This is a genomic window from Sphingomonas aquatilis (assembly GCF_014196115.1).
GTDB classification, from domain to species: domain Bacteria; phylum Pseudomonadota; class Alphaproteobacteria; order Sphingomonadales; family Sphingomonadaceae; genus Sphingomonas; species Sphingomonas aquatilis.
This window is the reverse complement of sequence record NZ_JACIDB010000009.1, coordinates 18,687-34,412: the sequence shown is the minus strand read 5'-3', so window position 1 is coordinate 34,412 and position 15,726 is coordinate 18,687. Positions and strand designations below refer to the sequence as shown.

At 67.7% G+C, this 15,726-nt stretch carries 10 protein-coding genes and 1 pseudogene; 3 read left to right on the top strand and 8 right to left on the bottom strand.

Translation table 11 applies throughout. The annotated features are described in order from the left end of the window. Positions 1–15: 15 nt before the first annotated feature. The 5 genes and pseudogenes from GGR47_RS15625 to GGR47_RS15605 all read right to left on the bottom strand — a co-directional run bounded on the left by GGR47_RS15625 (position 16) and on the right by GGR47_RS15605 (position 8,688). Positions 16–1,332 (bottom strand): serine hydrolase domain-containing protein, encoded by a 1,317-nt coding sequence (locus GGR47_RS15625; protein WP_221204839.1) that lies wholly within the window; start codon positions 1,330–1,332, stop codon positions 16–18. A gap of 107 nt (positions 1,333–1,439) precedes the next feature. Then, a complete protein-coding gene (locus GGR47_RS15620) occupies positions 1,440–3,365 on the bottom strand; it encodes a M1 family metallopeptidase (RefSeq protein WP_147035023.1) in 1,926 nt (641 codons plus the stop codon). After that, positions 3,362–4,198: an acid phosphatase gene (locus GGR47_RS15615; RefSeq protein ID WP_147035024.1), complete on the bottom strand. Its 837-nt coding sequence runs from the start codon at positions 4,196–4,198 to the stop codon at positions 3,362–3,364. Before GGR47_RS15615 ends, GGR47_RS15620 begins: the two co-directional genes overlap by 4 nt. Before the next feature lie 69 nt (positions 4,199–4,267). Next, positions 4,268–7,441: pseudogene (locus GGR47_RS15610) on the bottom strand (efflux RND transporter permease subunit). After that, positions 7,438–8,688, bottom strand: coding sequence for a TolC family protein (locus GGR47_RS15605; RefSeq protein ID WP_147035025.1), 1,251 nt, complete (start codon positions 8,686–8,688; stop codon positions 7,438–7,440). Before GGR47_RS15605 ends, GGR47_RS15610 begins: the two are co-directional and overlap by 4 nt. A 213-nt stretch (positions 8,689–8,901) precedes the next feature. On the opposite strand from GGR47_RS15605, the gene GGR47_RS15600 reads away from it, so the two are divergent. Together GGR47_RS15600 and GGR47_RS15595 are read left to right on the top strand one after the other, a co-directional pair. Further along, positions 8,902–9,579, top strand: coding sequence for a response regulator transcription factor (locus GGR47_RS15600; protein ID WP_147035026.1), 678 nt, complete (start codon positions 8,902–8,904; stop codon positions 9,577–9,579). Next, positions 9,557–10,906 (top strand): sensor histidine kinase, encoded by a 1,350-nt coding sequence (locus GGR47_RS15595; RefSeq protein WP_147035027.1) that lies wholly within the window; start codon positions 9,557–9,559, stop codon positions 10,904–10,906. The genes GGR47_RS15600 and GGR47_RS15595 overlap by 23 nt, the downstream gene beginning before the upstream one ends. 18 nt (positions 10,907–10,924) lie before the next feature. On the opposite strand, the gene GGR47_RS15590 is transcribed toward GGR47_RS15595, so the two are convergent. From GGR47_RS15590 to GGR47_RS15580, 3 genes are read right to left on the bottom strand one after another with little or no spacing between them, the layout of a single operon-like run. Further along, positions 10,925–12,367 carry an efflux transporter outer membrane subunit gene (locus tag GGR47_RS15590; RefSeq protein WP_147035028.1) on the bottom strand — a complete coding sequence of 481 codons (1,443 nt, stop codon included), beginning with the start codon at positions 12,365–12,367 and terminating at the stop codon, positions 10,925–10,927. Positions 12,368–12,375: 8 nt separating this feature from the next. Beyond that, positions 12,376–13,956 carry an MDR family MFS transporter gene (locus GGR47_RS15585; RefSeq protein WP_183949588.1) on the bottom strand — a complete coding sequence of 527 codons (1,581 nt, stop codon included), beginning with the start codon at positions 13,954–13,956 and terminating at the stop codon, positions 12,376–12,378. After that, a complete protein-coding gene (locus tag GGR47_RS15580; RefSeq protein WP_020486497.1) occupies positions 13,953–15,125 on the bottom strand; it encodes an HlyD family secretion protein in 1,173 nt (390 codons plus the stop codon). Before GGR47_RS15580 ends, GGR47_RS15585 begins: the two co-directional genes overlap by 4 nt. 86 nt (positions 15,126–15,211) lie before the next feature. Here GGR47_RS15580 and GGR47_RS15575 point away from each other — a divergent pair, with 86 nt between their 5' ends. Continuing rightward, complete coding sequence (locus tag GGR47_RS15575; protein WP_147036618.1) at positions 15,212–15,652, top strand: MarR family winged helix-turn-helix transcriptional regulator; 441 nt, start codon at positions 15,212–15,214, stop codon at positions 15,650–15,652. Positions 15,653–15,726 lie beyond the last annotated feature (74 nt).

Sequence of the window (15,726 nt, the reverse complement as noted above, 5' to 3'; positions counted from 1 at the left end):
TTCTGCCGTCCCGGATCATTGGCCAGACGCCGCCACCGCGCCACGCAACACCGTCTCGCGCAGCGCATCGAGCGATGGATACGGCTCGCCATCGGGACGATGGACGCGATTGGTGAGCAAGACGACGGTCAGCCCCAAGTGCGGGGACACGGCGAACCACGTACCCGTAAAGCCGGAATGGCCGAAGAAGGGTGCTGTGATGCCGGCGAGCTGCGTCTTGTGGAAGCCGAGCGCCTGATCGGGATCGTACGGCGTCTGCTCGAACGCCGCCACCGTCGCGGCCGGCGCCAGCCGCCAGCGGCCGTAGCAGCCGCCGTTACTCAGCATCTGCGCGTAGCGCGCAACGTCCGTCGCCGTCGAGAACAGCCCCGCATGCCCCGCGACGCCGTCCCAGCCGAGCGCGGCATTGGCGTCGTTCGCCTCGCCGACCAGCACCCGGCTTCGATAGCCGGAGAAGGGCTGGGCCGGTGGGTAGGGGGCCTGCGGATAGGGTTTACCCGTTTCCGCCATCCGGCGCTGGTATGCGTCCCCTTGTGACGTCGCCGCGGCCCGACGACGCTGGCCCGCGTACGGCAGGAACCCGGTGCCCGTCATGCCGAGCGGCCGGTAGATCTCTTCGCGCACGTAGCGATCCAGCGGCATCCCCGACACCTTGGCGACGACCTCGCCGAGGATCATAAAGCCGAGGTCCGAATAGGCGAAGCGCGCCCCTTTCGGATAGCGCAGCGGTAGCGCCGCGAGATAGGGCAGGGCGCCTCCCGAGGGTACGCGATGCAGCCACGTCGGCTGCCATTCCCACACTCCACTGCGATGCGTCAGCAGCTGGCGCACGGTGATGCCGGCCTTGTCGGTATTGCGGAAGGCGAGCAACAGCGCGCCGAGCCTATCGTCGAGCGACAGCTTGCCGCGCCCGACGAGGTGAAGGATCGCGGCGGTGGTCGCCTCCACCTTGGTGATCGACGCCATGTCGAACGGTGTATCGACCGTCATCGGCCGCGGCGGGGCAAGGGGGCGCAGATCGCCCTCCGGCGTCGTAGTCAGCGTCTGCGCATTGCCGAAGGCGGCGCGATGCACGATCTCGCCGTGATATGCGATCAGCAGCACTGCGCCGGGGTACAGCGTGCCGACACCCCCGCGCACGGCGGCGTCGATCGATGCGAACCGCGTGTCGGGCCTTGGCGCCGGATCGTGGAGGATCGGACAGCTGTCGGTCGCGGTCGCCGCACCGGTAGGCGAGGCGGCAAGACATGCCGCCCCTGCTACCAGCCACCCGACCCGCGAGAGGCGGTGGAAGCGGGTTCTGGCCGCGCCGCGGATCGTCCTGCCGTCCATGTGAGCGCGCATAGCATGACCGATGCCCGCAACCCATTCCACCATGACGCCCGCCCATAACGAAGCGTCATAGGCTGCCTTCGCGACCGCATCGGCCTTCAGGGTCGTCAGCGTTGCGTGACGTTATTCGACCGGTCGCTATCGGGCAGCTTATGGTCGGGATCGAGTTCCGCCTTCACGACTGTTCCTGCGGGCACGGAGACTGCGGTCGATGCCTGACGGATCCAGGTTTCCGCGGGCAGGCGGACATCGCGTGTCGTGCCGTTCGCATAGGTCACGCGCAACGTCGCCGGCATCACCAACCGGTCGCGCGACGTGACCCGAACCAGCGGCGTCCCGTCCTTCGCCGTCTCGATCCCCGCTACGGCGAGATCGAGCTGCCAATTGTGCGCGTACCAGCCGTTCCACCAATAGGACAAATCCTCGCCCGCCTCGCTTTCCATCGAACGGAAGAAGTCCGCTGGCTGCGGGTGGCGATAGGCCCAGGCGGCGATGAACCGGCGGAAGGCGGGGTCGAAACGGTCCGGCCCTAAGATCTGCTCGCGCAGCAGCACGAGGCCCAGCGCCGACTTGAAATAGGTGACCGGGTGCCGCCACTTTTCGATTACCGTATCTGCGCGGGACAGGATCGGCGGCGCGGTGGGATCGGCCAGTACGGGAAGAATTTCGTCGACCGGATTGCCGCCCCCTTCGGCATATTCGCTGTCGCGCTTGGGCGCATATTCGCCGCAATTGAAATCGTCCGACTGATAGACGTCGATGAACGTATTGAAGCCCTCGTCCATCCACGCATGCCGTCGTTCGTCGAAGCCGACGATCATCGGAAACCAATTGTGGCCGATCTCATGCGCGGTGACCCAGAATAACTCCTTGCCCGCATCTTCAGGCGCATCGAACACGATGCCGGGATATTCCATCCCGCTCGTCGGGCCGGCGACATTGATCGCGGCCGGCCAGGGATAGGGATACCAACGCGCCGAGAAGCGCTCGACCGTATCCTTCACATATTCGGTCGATCGGCCCCAACGTGCGGTGCCGGCGCTTTCGGCGGGGTAATAGGACATGGCGAGCGCGGCCTTGCCGTCCGGCAGGCGGATACGCGCCGCGTCCCAGGCGAAGGTCGACGAGGCCGAAAACGCGACGTCGCGCGTATTGTGCATGCGATAATGCCAGGTCAGCGTACCGGTGTGTCGCGGTCGTGACGCCGGGTCGCCGATTTCCGCGACGCTGCGGATCGGAACCGTCGAGTCGCTGCGTCGCGCCGCATCCAGTCGCGCGGCCTGCGTCGGGGTGAGGACCTCGCGCGGGTTCATCAATTCGCCGGACCCCGCCATCAGCATAGATGCCGGCAGCGTCACCCAATAATCGAAGTCGCCATATTCGAGGTAGAATTCCTGGGCGAGATAAGGCGCCGTGTCCCAGCCGCGCACGTCGTCGTACACCGCCATGCGCGGATACCATTGCGCGATATCGTAAATCTCGCCGTCGCGTGATCGCCCCCAGGATGTGCGCCCGCCCCATTCCCCCGGAATGGTGTAATGGTAGCGGATCGTCACGACCGCCTTCGCATGCGGCGCAAGCTCGGTTGGCAACCGCAGTTGTGCTCGCGTATCGCTGACCAGCGGCGTGACGGACACGGCCTTGCCGCTCCCGACCGCGACGCCGACCGCATCCAGCGTCATCCCGTCGGTATGGCCACCCGCCGCACCGCCGCGCGCCATCCCGCCGCGCGAGCCAGGCTTGTAGAGGTTCTGGTCGATCTGCAGCCACAGGACGTCGAGCGTATCGGGGCTGTTGTTGGTATAGGTGATCGTCGCCGTCCCCGCGATCGTCTTGGCGACGGGATCGAGCGTCACGCGCAACTGATAATCGGCGCGATTCTGCCAGTAATCGGGACCGGGCAGCCCGTTCGCGCTGCGATAGCGGTTGATCGGCTGCGCCATGTCGAACGGCGCGAACGTCTCGCGCGGTTGATAGTCCTGCGCGCTGGCGGCCGTGGCGGCCAGCGCGATCAGGAGCGGTGCGGGCCTCAACGGTCGAGCTTCGGCATCACGCGTTGCACGACCAGCGCCTCTTCCGCGGCACAGCCCTGCGGCCGGGGCGTCGCGGGATCGGCGCGCAACCGGTCGATCTCGGTGCGAGCGGCGGCCAGGTCCTGCTGGAAGGCCGGCTTGGTCCGCACCAGTGCCATCGTCGCGCTCGCGGACAGCATGCCGCCCTCGACCGCGCTTTCGTTATGCGCGCCGCAGACGAAGCGGCTGTCGCCATAGGCCCGGCCGCGCCGCAGGATCGGCCCGGCGCGATCGGGCGCCAGCTCGGTGAGGATCAGCGCCCAGGTCCATCCCCAGGTGGTATGCCCCGACGGATAATCGTAACTGTCGGCAAGCTGCGCGATGGGTTGGCACACGGGCCCCTTGTCCTGGTGATAGGGGCGGGCGCGGCGATAGTAATTCTTGGCGATATTGGTCTGCGCGGCCGTATCCGCACCGGCGCGCGAGATCAGGCGCAGCGTCAGCGGTGCGGTCTCCGGGGTCAGCGCGACGCCGACGGCGCAGCTGAAGTCGCGCATCAGCGCCGGCCGCGAGGTATCGGCGTCGTTCGTCGCGAGCTGCCACCGCGGCGAGCCGGCCAGCTTGCGCGTCGCCCGGAAGATGATCCGGTCGGTCTCGTAGCGCGGATCACCCTTGCGCGGCGCCGGTTCGAGGACGTGCGTCACGTCGAACTCCCCGGCGCTGAGATAGCCGGGCGTGTCGCTCTTCGCGGTGCTGCCCCCCGCCGCGAAGGCGACGAGCAGGCCACTCGCGACGATCGCGGCAATACGGATGGGGCGTCGGGTGACGGGCGAGGGGAGGATGTCGATGGGCATGACCGCACTCGGCTGTGAGACTCGACGGTGACTTTGTATCATTCGCGCCGGCTCCACAACCGGCTGCGATCATGCCGATGGCTGTTCGTCGCTACGCAACCGCGCCGCGCGCCGTTCGATCCAGGCGTACAGGCTGGGCAGCAACAGCAACGTCAGGATCGTCGAGGTGATGATCCCGCCGATGACTACGGTGGCGAGCGGCCGCTGCACCTCCGCCCCCGCGCCCGTCGCGATAGCCATCGGCACGAACCCGACCGAGGCGACCAGCGCGGTCGACAACACCGGCCGCAACCGGTCGTGCGCGCCTTGCCGCACCGCATCCTCGACCGGCAGCGGATCGCCCTCCCGTCCATCGCGAAGCGCGTTGATATGGTCGATGAGGACCAAGCCGTTCAGCATCGCGATTCCGGATAAGGCGATGAAGCCGATCGCGGCGGTGATCGAAAAGGGCATGCCGCGCAGCCACAATGCCAGGATGCCGCCGGTCACGGCAAAGGGGATGCCGGTGTAGACGATCGCCGCCTCGCGCACGCTGCCGAGCGCCGCATAGACCAAGGCGAAGATCAGGATCAGCGCCACCGGCACGACGATCGATAGGCGTTTCTGCGCGGCTTCCAACTGGTGATACTGGCCGCCGAACTCGATGCGATAGCCCGGCGGCAGCTTCACCTGCCCGTCGATCGCGGCTTTCGCCTTCTGCACATAGCCTTCGAGGTCGCTGGTCGACAGATTGACCATCAACGCGGCCCGGCGGTTGGTGTCGTCATGCAGGATCGGTTCGACGATCCGCGTCTGCCGCAGCCGCGCGACCCGCGACAGCGGCACCATGCCGTACTCGCCGACCCGCAGGGGCAGCGCGAGGATCGCCGACGGATCGGCGCGCAGGCTTTCGGGCATGCGGATCACGATGGCATGGCGCGCGGGGCCATGCGGGATGAAGCCCACCTCCGCACCGGCGAGCGCGTCTCGGATGGCGTTGTTGACCTCCTCGGCGCCGAGATTGAGGCGGATCAGCGCATCGCGGTCGAGGTCGACGACGATGCTCTTCGGGCGGCCGGCCGTTTCGAACTCGACGCCTTCGGTGCCGGGCAGTTTCTCCAGGATCGCCTTCGCCTTCGCGGCCGCCTGCTCCAGCCGGTCGTAATCGTCGCCATAGATCTTGACCGACACGTCGGCGCGCACACCCTCCAGCATCTCGTTGAAGCGCATTTCGATTGGTTGGGCGAATTCGAAATTCTGGCCGGCGTAGACGCGGCGTGCGACCTTTTCGATGCCGGCGATCAGCTCCTGCTTCGTGCGCGGCATGCCATCGCCGGTCGGCCAGTCCTTTTGGGGGCCGTAGAAGATGTACAGGTCGTTCTCGTTCGGCGGCATCGGGTCGGTCGCCACCTCGCTGGTGCCAATGCGCGAGAAGGTGTGGGTGACCTGTGGGTAGGCACGGCGGATCGCGGCCTCGGTCCGCTGTTCGATCGCCAGGCTCTCTTCCAGCGACATGCCGACCGGGCGGTAGACCATGGCGGTGATCGCGCCTTCGTCGAGCTGCGGCGTGAACTGCGATCCCAGCGTCTTGAAGACGAGGAAGGTCGCGGCGAGCAGCGCCACCGCGCCGATGAAGAGCAGCACCGGATGCGCCAGCGCCCGGTTCAGCGCGGGCGTATAGACGCGCTCCGCCATGCCGACGAAACCCTTGTGGTGATCGTCCTGCGCATCGGCAGCGGGGGAGCGGAGGAGCCATGCCGACAAAGCCGGGACGATCGTGAAGGTCCATGCGAGCCCGGCGACGATGGCCAGCATCACCGCCTGCGCCATCGGCTGGAACAGCTTACCCTCGACCCCGCCGAGGCTCAGCACCGGCACATAGACCAGAGCGATGATCGCGATGCCGAAGAAGGTCGGCCGCGCGACCATCTACGCCGCATGCGCGACGACGTCGCGGCGGTCGTCCGCCGTCAGCGCCCCGCCCTTTTCCTGGCGACGCACGGCCATCAATCGCAGGCTGTTCTCGACCACCACGATCGCGCCATCGACGATCAATCCGAAGTCGAGCGCGCCAAGGCTCATCAGATTGCCCGACACGCCGATCGCATGCATGCCCGATACGGTGACGAGGAAGGCGAGCGGAATGACGAGCGCCACGATCAGCGCCGCGCGCCAATTGCCCATCACGAGCAATAGCACGAGCGCCACCAGCAGCGCGCCCTCGCCCAAATTCTTTTCGACCGTGTGGATGGTGCGATCGACCAGATCGGCGCGGCTATACTGGCGATCGATCACCATGCCCTTGGGCAGCGCCGCGCGGATGCCGGGCAGCGCGTCCTCGACCGCCAGCGCGGTTTCGCGGCTGTTTTGCCCGACGAGCATCATCACGGTGCCCAGCACCGTCTCCCGCCCGTTCTGCGTCGCCGCACCCTGCCGCGGGGCAGCGCCGATCACGACATCGGCAAGGTCGCGAACCTGCAACGGCAGGACGCCGGCGGCGAACTTGACCGGGATCGCGCCGATCTGCGTCGCGTTCAGCACGCGCGCGTCGGTGCGGACAGTGAAGCGTTCGGGCCCGCGTCGAATGATGCCGCCGCCCGCATTCTCGACATTCTTCGCCACCGCCGCGGCAAGCTCGCCGGCGGTGACGCCATGGAGCCGCAGCCGCACCGGATCGGGCGAGACGACGAACTGTTCCTCCAGCCCGCCGTTCGAATTGACGTCGGCGACGCCCGGCACCGCGCGCAGCATCGGGCGGACGGTATATTCCTGCGCCTCGTACAGCTCCATCAGCTGGCGCTGCGCGTCCATGCCCGGCGGCGGGCGGCGCCATTCAAGCGTATAGTAGTAGATTTCGCCCAGACCGGTGGTGATCGGGGCGAGTTGCGGCGTGCTGCCGGGGGGCAATTGGTTCTGCACTGCCGTCAGCCGTTCGGTAACGAGCTGGCGCGCCTTCAGCTGATCGGTGCCGTCCTTATACAGCAATGTGACCTGGCTGAGCCCGGTCTTGGTCAGCGAGCGGGTCTGGTCGAGCCCCGGCTGGCCGCCCATCGCGCGCTCGATCGGCAGCGTCACCAGCCGCTCGATCTCCTCCGGCGCCAGCGCGGGCACCTGCGTGTTGATCTGCACCTGCACGCCCGTGATATCGGGGATCGCATCGATCTGCAGGTTGATGAACGACCACAGACCGGCCGCGGCAACCAAGGCGGTGACGAGCGCCACCGCAAGCCGGTGGTGCGTGACGTAATGCAGCCAGCGGTTCATCGCGCCAGCGGTTCCCCGCCGTTGAGCGCGCGCAGTTGCAGCAAAGCCTCCAAGGCCTCGCGCCGGGTGTCGAGCATCGCGTTGACCGCCTCGACATAGCTTTGCTGCATCTGGGTGTAGGTGGTCAGCGGGATGGCGCCCAACCGGTAGTTGCGATCGGCATCGACCGCCGCCTGAGCAAAGCGCTTGGGCGTTTCGCCATCCCATTGCGCCAGCGCCTCACGCTTCGCCGCATATTGCGCCGCCTGATCGAAGACGTCGCGCGCGATCCGCCGCTCGGCATTGATCAGTGTGGCATTAGCCTGCGCTTGCCGACCCTGTTCGACCGCGACCTCGCCCGCCTGCCGGTTCCACAGCGGAATACTGGTCGACAGGCGGACGCCGTAATTGGTTTCGCGGATGTCGGATCGGGCCCGATCGTAATAGGGGCCGACGCTGACGGTCGGAATACGCGCCTTCTTCGCCAGATCGACTCGCAGCCCCTGCTGCTCGAATTGCGCCCGCAGCGCCTTCAGCTCGAAATTGTTCTCCGACGCGCGGTTCGCGAGCACCTGACCGGAGGGCAGGGCCGGCAGCGTCATATCGGGGCGGACGATGCGGATGCGGGCGGCGAAGGGTGCGCCGCGCAGCTGGTTGAGTTCGTAGAGGATCGAATTTGCCTCGGCATCGGCCGTCGCGGCGGTGCGCTCCGCGCCGATCGCGCTCGCCACCAGTGATGCGGCCTCCAGCTGCGGCGACGGCCCAGCCGGATCGCGCGAGACGATGACCTTCGCCAGCGTGCGCATCCGCCGGGCAACCTCGCGCGCCGCAGCGGCCTTTTCGTCCGCGGCGAACAATCCATAGCCCAGCGAGCGGGCACGCGCGGCGAGCGTCGCGTCGAACTGCTGCAACCCGATCCGTGCCAGCGCTACCTGCCGATCGGCGATCGCCCGGCGCAGCGCGATGCGCCCGCCGAACTCGATCGGTTGGACGACCGACACGGCGTAGGTCAGCCCTTCGCCGGTGACGGCGCCGCTGGTGACGTCCTGTGCGCGACGCTGGCCGAATTCCACCACCGCCTCGGGATCGGCCCAGCGCCCGGCCGCATCGCGCTCGACGCCCGCCGTCTCGATCTGCCGCTGGTAGAATTGCCGTTCGGGATTGTGGGTGACGACGTCCTGCGCCAGCGCATCGAGCGATAGCGCAGTGGACTGGGCCGCCGCGGGCGACGCCGCAACCATCAGACAGACGCACGCAACTGTCCGCATCGCAAACTCCGGATTCCTGTTGCCCGGCTGGTAGGCATCGGCGCGGCCAGGTGTCGACTAAATCAGGGTTTATTTTCAGGGACCGATCACCGTCTGGCAGAATGTCCGTGTCCCCGGCCGAAGCGTGAGGAGCCGTCAACGACGCGCACGCAGATCAAACCTAAATTGCTATTCAGTTGACCCCGACCCAGCCGCCCGGCGATCAGACCGGTCATGGCGCGCATCCTGCTTATCGAAGACGACGACGGCACCCCCGACGAGATCGGCCTCGAGCTGACGTCGAGCGGCCATGACGTCACGCGCGTCGCCGCGCTGGAACCGGCACGGGCGTTATCGGCCGGCGAACCCTTCGACCTGTTGATCCTTGATCGCCAGCTGCCCGATGGCGAGGGGCTGGAGCTGCTGTCCGACCTGCGACGAAACGGCCAGCGCACGCCTGCGCTGGTATTGAGCGCGCTAGGCAGCCTGGACGACCGGGTGCGCGGCCTGCGCGCGGGCGGCGACGATTATCTGCCCAAGCCCTTCGCGCTGGTCGAACTGGTCGCGCGGGTCGAGGCGCTGCTGCGCCGGCCCAACGATACGCGCGCGACGCGGCTGATCGCCGGGCCGCTGGAACTGGACCTGCTGGCTGGCACCGCAACGCGTGCCGGACGCCCGCTGGGTTTGCTGCCGCGCGAACTCAAGCTGCTCGACTATATGGTTCGCCGCGCCGGACAGATCGTGACCCGCGCGATGCTGTTGCGCGACGTCTGGGGCTATAGCTTCGAACCCGATACCAATGTCGTCGATGTCCACCTCGGTCGCCTGCGCCGCAAGATCGATGGCGAGGGCGAGACACCGATGATCCGCAACGTGCGCGGCCAGGGGTATGTGCTTGACGCGCCGCTTTGATCCGCGGACCCGATCGACGTGGCGCTGGGGCGGGGCGCTGGCGGCGATGCTGGTCGTCCAGTCGCTGGTGATGACCGCCGCTTTCTGGATGCTCGCCAACGGCAGCCACCGACGCGCGATCGAACACGCGCTGGGCGAGGATTGCGCCTTCTTCGCCTTGACCCCGGCGGAGGAGCGGCCCGAGGAATTGCGCGAAAAGCTGACGCGCGACATTCATCGCGATCGGTTCCTGGGGCTGTTCGATGCACGCGGGCGCCTGATCGCGGGGAATATCGCGCGCCTTCCGACCGCGCCGCCGAAGGGGCAATCGTTCATCGCCGACCTTGCGCCGACGGAATTGCCCGGCAAGCGCAGCGACGAAGCGCGCGTCATGGTCTGTCCCATGCCCGATGGCACGCGGTTGCTGACCGGTATCGACCTCGACGATACCGAAGAGGCGCTGCAGCTGATCTGGCAGTCCTTGCTGCTGGGGTTGGTGCCCGGCGTGCTGCTCGCGGTCGCCTTCGGCTTCGTCGCCGGGCGCCGCGCCGCGCGGCAGGTGGATACCGTCCGCCGCCTAACGCAGCAGATCGTGTCGGGGGATTTGGAACAGCGGCTGCCCGTGGCGCCCTATCCCGACAGTTTCGGGCTATTGTGCGCGCATATCAACACGATGCTGGACCGGCTCCAGCAGTTGGTTGGCGACGTGCGCGGGATCGGCGACGACATCGCGCACCAGATGCGCACCCCCCTCACGCGCCTGCGCGCCCGGATCGATCGGGGGTTGCGCGATGCCGCCGATCCCGCGGCGTTCGCTGCCGTGGCGGATCAGGCGCTCGCCGAGATCGATACGCTGCTCGGTATCGTCAGCGCGCTGCTGCGCCTCCGCGAGATGGAGGACCATGCCCGCCGCAGCCGCTTCGCGCCGGTCGACCTCGCACGTCTGGTCGATGATGCCTGCGACCTGTATCGCCCCGCCGCGGAGGATCGTGGCCTGACGCTGCTTTGCTCGATCGCACCGGTGCCGCCGGTCGAGGGCGACGCCAGCCTACTGATGGAGGCGATCGCCAATCTGATCGACAATGCGATGAAATTCGGCCCGGCGGGCGGGACGGTCCACGTTTCGGTGGGGCCAGTGGGCGAGGGCGCGGTCGTCACCGTTGCGGACGATGGCGAGGGCATACCAGCTCCCGATCGCGCCTTGGTGACCCAGCGCTTCTATCGCGCCCGGTCCGATGGCGGCGGCGCTGGGCTAGGGCTCAGCCTCGTCAAGGCGATCGCCGACCTGCACGGCTTCGACCTCCGCTTCGCCGACACGGGCAGCGCGGTGTCGCTGGTCATCGGGTAACGCCGGCCGGGGCCGCAGTTATCGCGCGGACCGGCTTTCGACCGGCGGCACCGGCGCCCAGCCGAGGCCCAGCGCCTTTTGCAGCGAGACGTAATCGCCGGTGAGCGCCGCAACGCCCGCCGACAGATTCTGCTCTGCCGCGACGCGCTGGCGTTCCGCATCCAGCGTGTCGATCAGCGTCGCGGTGCCGGCCCGGAACCGCTGCTGCATCAGCCCCGCCGCGCGATCGGCGCTGGCCTTGCTCCGCATCAGGCTCGCCACCGTTTCGCGACGGCGGCCGAAGCGTGACAGCGAATCCTCCGCGTCGCGCAGCGCCCCGAGCACCGCGCCCCGATACTGCGCCTCCGCCTCGTCCCGCTGGCCCTTGGCCTGATCGACACGCGCCCGGCCGCGGCCGAAATCGAGGAAATTCCATTGCAGCATCGGTGCGGCTATGCCGAGCAGCTTGTCCGGGCTAATGTCCGACAGGCGCGTGCCGCCGAGGCCGATGAGGCCCAGAATGTTGAGCCGGGGAAAGCGCGCGGCATCGGCGATGCCGACCTGCGCCGTACGCTGCGCGAGCTGGCGTTCGGCGGCGCGGATATCGGGGCGGCGTTGCAGCAGCGCGGCGGGATCGCCGACCGCCACCGACGCGGGCGGCAGCGGCACCGGTGCGGACGCCGTCAGCTGGGCATCGAGCGCGCCCGGTTCCCGCCCCGTCAGCACGGCCAGCGCGTTGAGATAGCTTTCGAGTTCGGCCTGCAATGGCACGATCTGCCCATTGGTCGCCTCGAGCTGCCCGGTCAGCCGCTCCACGTCGAGCGCGGAGGCGGCGCCCTGATCGAACCGCTGGCGGGTGAGGTCGAGCATGCGCTGCTGCATCTCGGCCGAACGGCGCGACAAAGCGATCCGCTGCTGCCGATCGCGCAGCGCGACATAGGCGTTGGCGACATCGGCGGTCAGGCTGACCTGCGCATCGGCGACATTGGCCTCCGCCGCTTGCGCCTGCGCACGGGCCGCTTCGACCTGTCGGCGCTGGCCGCCGAACAGATCGACCTCCCAACTCGCATCGAAGCCGAGATTGTACAGATCGACCGCACTCGCGCCGGTATCGCCCTTACCCGTCAGGTCGATGCCGGGGATACGGGCATGCGCATAGACGGCCGAGGCGTTCGCGCTGGGTGCCTGATTGGCGCGTTGCAGCCGCAGCCCTGCGCGGGCCTGACGCAGCCGCGCTTCCGCCACTGCGATAGTGGGATTGCCCGCCAGCGCCTGTTGCTCGAGCGCGGTCAGCGTGGGGTCGTTCAGCTGCGTCCACCAATCGGCAACGGCCGGCGCCGCGGTGGTGGTGGCAGGCCCCGCCCGCTTGAAGCCGGTGGTGCCGGTCGCATCGGCGAGCGTCTTCGGCGGGCCTGCATAATTGGGACCGACGGTGCAGGCGCCAAGCAGTAGCGCCGGGACGAGAAGGGGGAGGGTACGCATCAATCGCCTCAATGCATCGCCGCCATCTTGCCTTGCGGCAGGGGGCGCAGGAACAGGACCAGCGGCACGACACAGCAGATGCCGACCGACAGCAGCCAGAACAGATCATTATACGTCATCACCAGCGCCTCGCGCTGGATCGTGCCGCCAAGCGCCCTGAGCGCCGCGGCGGGATCGCCCAGCGCCCGCCCGGTGGCGGCAAGGTAGGATTGCAGGTCGATCGAGTTAGCGTTCAGCGTTTCGTCGATCCGGCGCGCATGCAGGTAGCTGCGCTGATCCTGCAACGTCGCGATGCCGGCGAGCGCAAACGACCCGCCGATGTTGCGCGCTGCGCTGAACAGCCCCGCGGCATCGCCTGCCTCCGATGGTTTGACCGACGCGATCGCCGCCTGGTTGAGGAACACGAAGCCCAGCACCGTGCCGACACCGCGCAACAGCTGGGAATCGGTGAAGGCGCTGCCCACCGAGTCCGCCGTCAGCGTCGTGTCGAGGTGACAGCTCATCGCCATCAGCAGCAGGCCCGACGCCACCGCTAGCCGGATGTCGAGACGCCGGATCATGATCGGCACCAGCGGCATCATTAGCAGGCTGGGGATGCCGCTGAGCAGCACGACCTTGCCCGATTGCAGCGCGTTATAATCCGCGATCGCCGCGAGGAATTGCGGGATCACGTAGCTGCTGCCGTACAGCATCATGCCGAGCACCAGGCCCATCGTCACGACGCTGCCGAACTGGCGGTCCAGCAACAGGCGCAGCTTGATTACCGGGTTCTTGGCGACGAATTGGCCTGCAATCAGCATGACGAGGCCGAGCACCGTCAGCGCGGTCAGCTTGATGATGAGCGCCGACTGAAACCATTGTTCGCGCTGCCCCTCTTCCAGCACGACCGTGAGGCCGCCGAGCCCGAGCGCCAAGCCGGCGATACCGAGCCAGTCGGCCTTCTTCAGCTCCTCCAGATGTGCCTTCTGGTGCGGCAGGCCGACGAGCAGCAGCAGGAGCAGCACCGCGCCGACCGGCACGTTGAGGAAGAAGGCGTAATGCCAGCTGACATTTTCCGTCAGATAGCCGCCGATCAACGGCCCGAGCACGGGCCCCAAAATGGCAGTGACGCCGAACAAGGCGGTGCCGATCGGCTGCTGTGAACGCGGTAGGCGCGTCGCGATGATCGTCATTGCGGTGGGGACTAGCGCGCCACCGGTGATGCCTTGCCCGGCGCGGCCGACGATCATCATGCCGAGCGACGTCGACAGGCCGCACACCACCGAAAAGCCGGTGAACAGGATCGAGGCGATCAGCAGGAAGGTGCGCAAGCCCAGCACCCGCTCTAGCCAGGCGGCAAGCGGAATGATGATGATCTCGGCGACGAGGTAGGATGTGGCGATCCACGTGCCCTCGGTCCCGCTCGCACCGATCTCGCCCTGGATGACGGGGAGCGCCGAATTGACGATCGAGATGTCGAGCGTCGCCATCAGCGCGCCGAGGCTGCCCGCCGCCACCGCCAGCCACGCGCCGAGGTCGGCCCGCTCCGGCGGCGCGTCGGCGTCCCGCTTTGGCGGCGCCGTGTCGGCGGGGAGCGCCGCGCTGCTCATTGCGCCCGGCGTTCGTTATGCTGGTCCTGCTCTTCGCGGATGCGCTTCACGGCACCCTTGGCCGAGCGCGTGTCGACCGTCACGTCCGCGGACATTCCGGGGACGAGCAGGGCGCGCGTTTCGGGGCCGGCATCGATCGCGATGCGGACGGGGATGCGCTGGACGATCTTGGTGAAGTTGCCCGTCGCATTCTGCGGCGGCAGCAGCGAGAATTGCGCGCCCGTGCCCGGCGACACGCTCTGCACGTGCCCCTTGATCTCGACCCCCGGCAGCGCATCGACCTCCAGCGTCACCGGCTGGCCGACCCGCATCAGGCCAAGCTGCGTTTCCTTGAAGTTCGCCTCGACGTACAGCTGCTTGACGGGGACGATCGACATCAGGCGCGTGCCGGCCTGCGCGAACTGGCCGACGCGTACCGTCTTGTCGCCGACGCGGCCGTCGATGCTGGCGCGCAGCACGGTCGCCCCGAGGTTGACGTTGGCCGCGGTCAGCTGGGCCCGGCTCGCTTCGCCCTGGGCGCGCGCCTGCTGCACCTGCGCCTGCAGCGTGCCCACGCGGCGATTGGCGCTGGTCAGCGCCGCCTGTGCGGCCGCAACCTGCGAATCGGCCTGGCGCGCCTGGTTTTGCAGCTGCGACAAACGCTCGCGAGTCTCCGCACCGGACGCCGCCAGCGGCTGATAGCGGGCCACTTCGGCATGGGCGAAGGCGGCATCGCTGCGCGCTGCAGTCAGATCGGCCTGCGCCTTGGTGATGGCTGCCTGCTGTTCGCGGATCTGGGCGCGCACGCCCTCCGCATTCGCCCGCGCGACATCGATTTGAGCCTCGACCTGCGCGGCCTGGGCGCGATAGTCGCGGGCATCGATGCGCAGCAGCGGCTGCCCGGCCTTAACCGCCTGATTATCGGCGACGAACACCTGGTCGACATAGCCCGACACCTTGGGCGCGATCGTGACCGCATCCGCCTGGATATAGGCGTCGTCGGTCGCCTGCATGAACTTGCCCACGCTCTGGTAGCGGACATACCACAGCACGCCGCCGATCACCGCGGCGGCGAGGACCAGCAACAGGATGATCCGCACCCGTGGGTTCTTCAGCGGCGACGGCTTCTCTGTTTCTGCATCGTCCTGCGAGTCGGAATGATCGTCCTGCGTCTGCTCGTGGTCTGCCATGCTCTTCATCTTTTCAGACTGCGTGAGGCGCCCTCATGCTCGCACTTGCAGCATAGCGCAAGACCATTTAATGAGGGTCCTCATATATGGCCTGCACCGAAAACCTCGCCTCCGACCTGTTCAGCCTGTTCCTGCGCATGCATCGGATGATGAACAAACGCCTCGCGGAGCAGGGTGCGTCGCTGGCACGCACGAAATTGCTGCTGTTCCTCGACCGGCGCGGCCCGTCCCGCGCGGCGGACATCGCGGATTTCTTCGATCAGGCGCCGCGCACGGTGACCGAGGCGATCGACGGGCTGGAGCGCGACGGCCTCGTCGTCCGGCGACCGCATCCGCACGATCGCCGCGTCAAGCAGATCTCGATCACCGAAGCGGGCGGGCGCGTGCTGGGCGAGACCGAACCGCTGCGGCAGGAGCTGATCGGCAGCGTGTTCGGAGCGCTGACCGACGACGAGCAGGCGCAGCTGTCGGTGCTGTTCGCGAAACTGTCCGCCGAGCTCGACGCGCAGGAAGCGCCGGCTACCTGACGCACAATCCGGGCTATTTCCTTCCGATCCGGTCCATGTTACCCTCCGTTGGTCGCGCAACGACGCGATCGACA

Bases quoted from the DNA above. Each gene is read 5' to 3' on its own strand.
- GGR47_RS15625 (WP_221204839.1), bottom strand. From the start codon at position 1,332: ATGGACGGCAGGACGATCCGCGGCGCGGCCAGAACCCGCTTCCACCGC.
- GGR47_RS15615 (WP_147035024.1), bottom strand. From the start codon at position 4,198: ATGCCCATCGACATCCTCCCCTCGCCCGTCACCCGACGCCCCATCCGT.
- GGR47_RS15585 (WP_183949588.1), bottom strand. From the start codon at position 13,956: ATGAGCAGCGCGGCGCTCCCCGCCGACACGGCGCCGCCAAAGCGGGAC.
- GGR47_RS15600 (WP_147035026.1), top strand. From the start codon at position 8,902: ATGGCGCGCATCCTGCTTATCGAAGACGACGACGGCACCCCCGACGAG.
- GGR47_RS15590 (WP_147035028.1), bottom strand. From the start codon at position 12,367: ATGCGTACCCTCCCCCTTCTCGTCCCGGCGCTACTGCTTGGCGCCTGC.
- GGR47_RS15580 (WP_020486497.1), bottom strand. From the start codon at position 15,125: ATGGCAGACCACGAGCAGACGCAGGACGATCATTCCGACTCGCAGGAC.
- GGR47_RS15575 (WP_147036618.1), top strand. From the start codon at position 15,212: ATGGCCTGCACCGAAAACCTCGCCTCCGACCTGTTCAGCCTGTTCCTG.
- GGR47_RS15605 (WP_147035025.1), bottom strand. From the start codon at position 8,688: ATGCGGACAGTTGCGTGCGTCTGTCTGATGGTTGCGGCGTCGCCCGCG.
- GGR47_RS15595 (WP_147035027.1), top strand. From the start codon at position 9,557: ATGTGCTTGACGCGCCGCTTTGATCCGCGGACCCGATCGACGTGGCGC.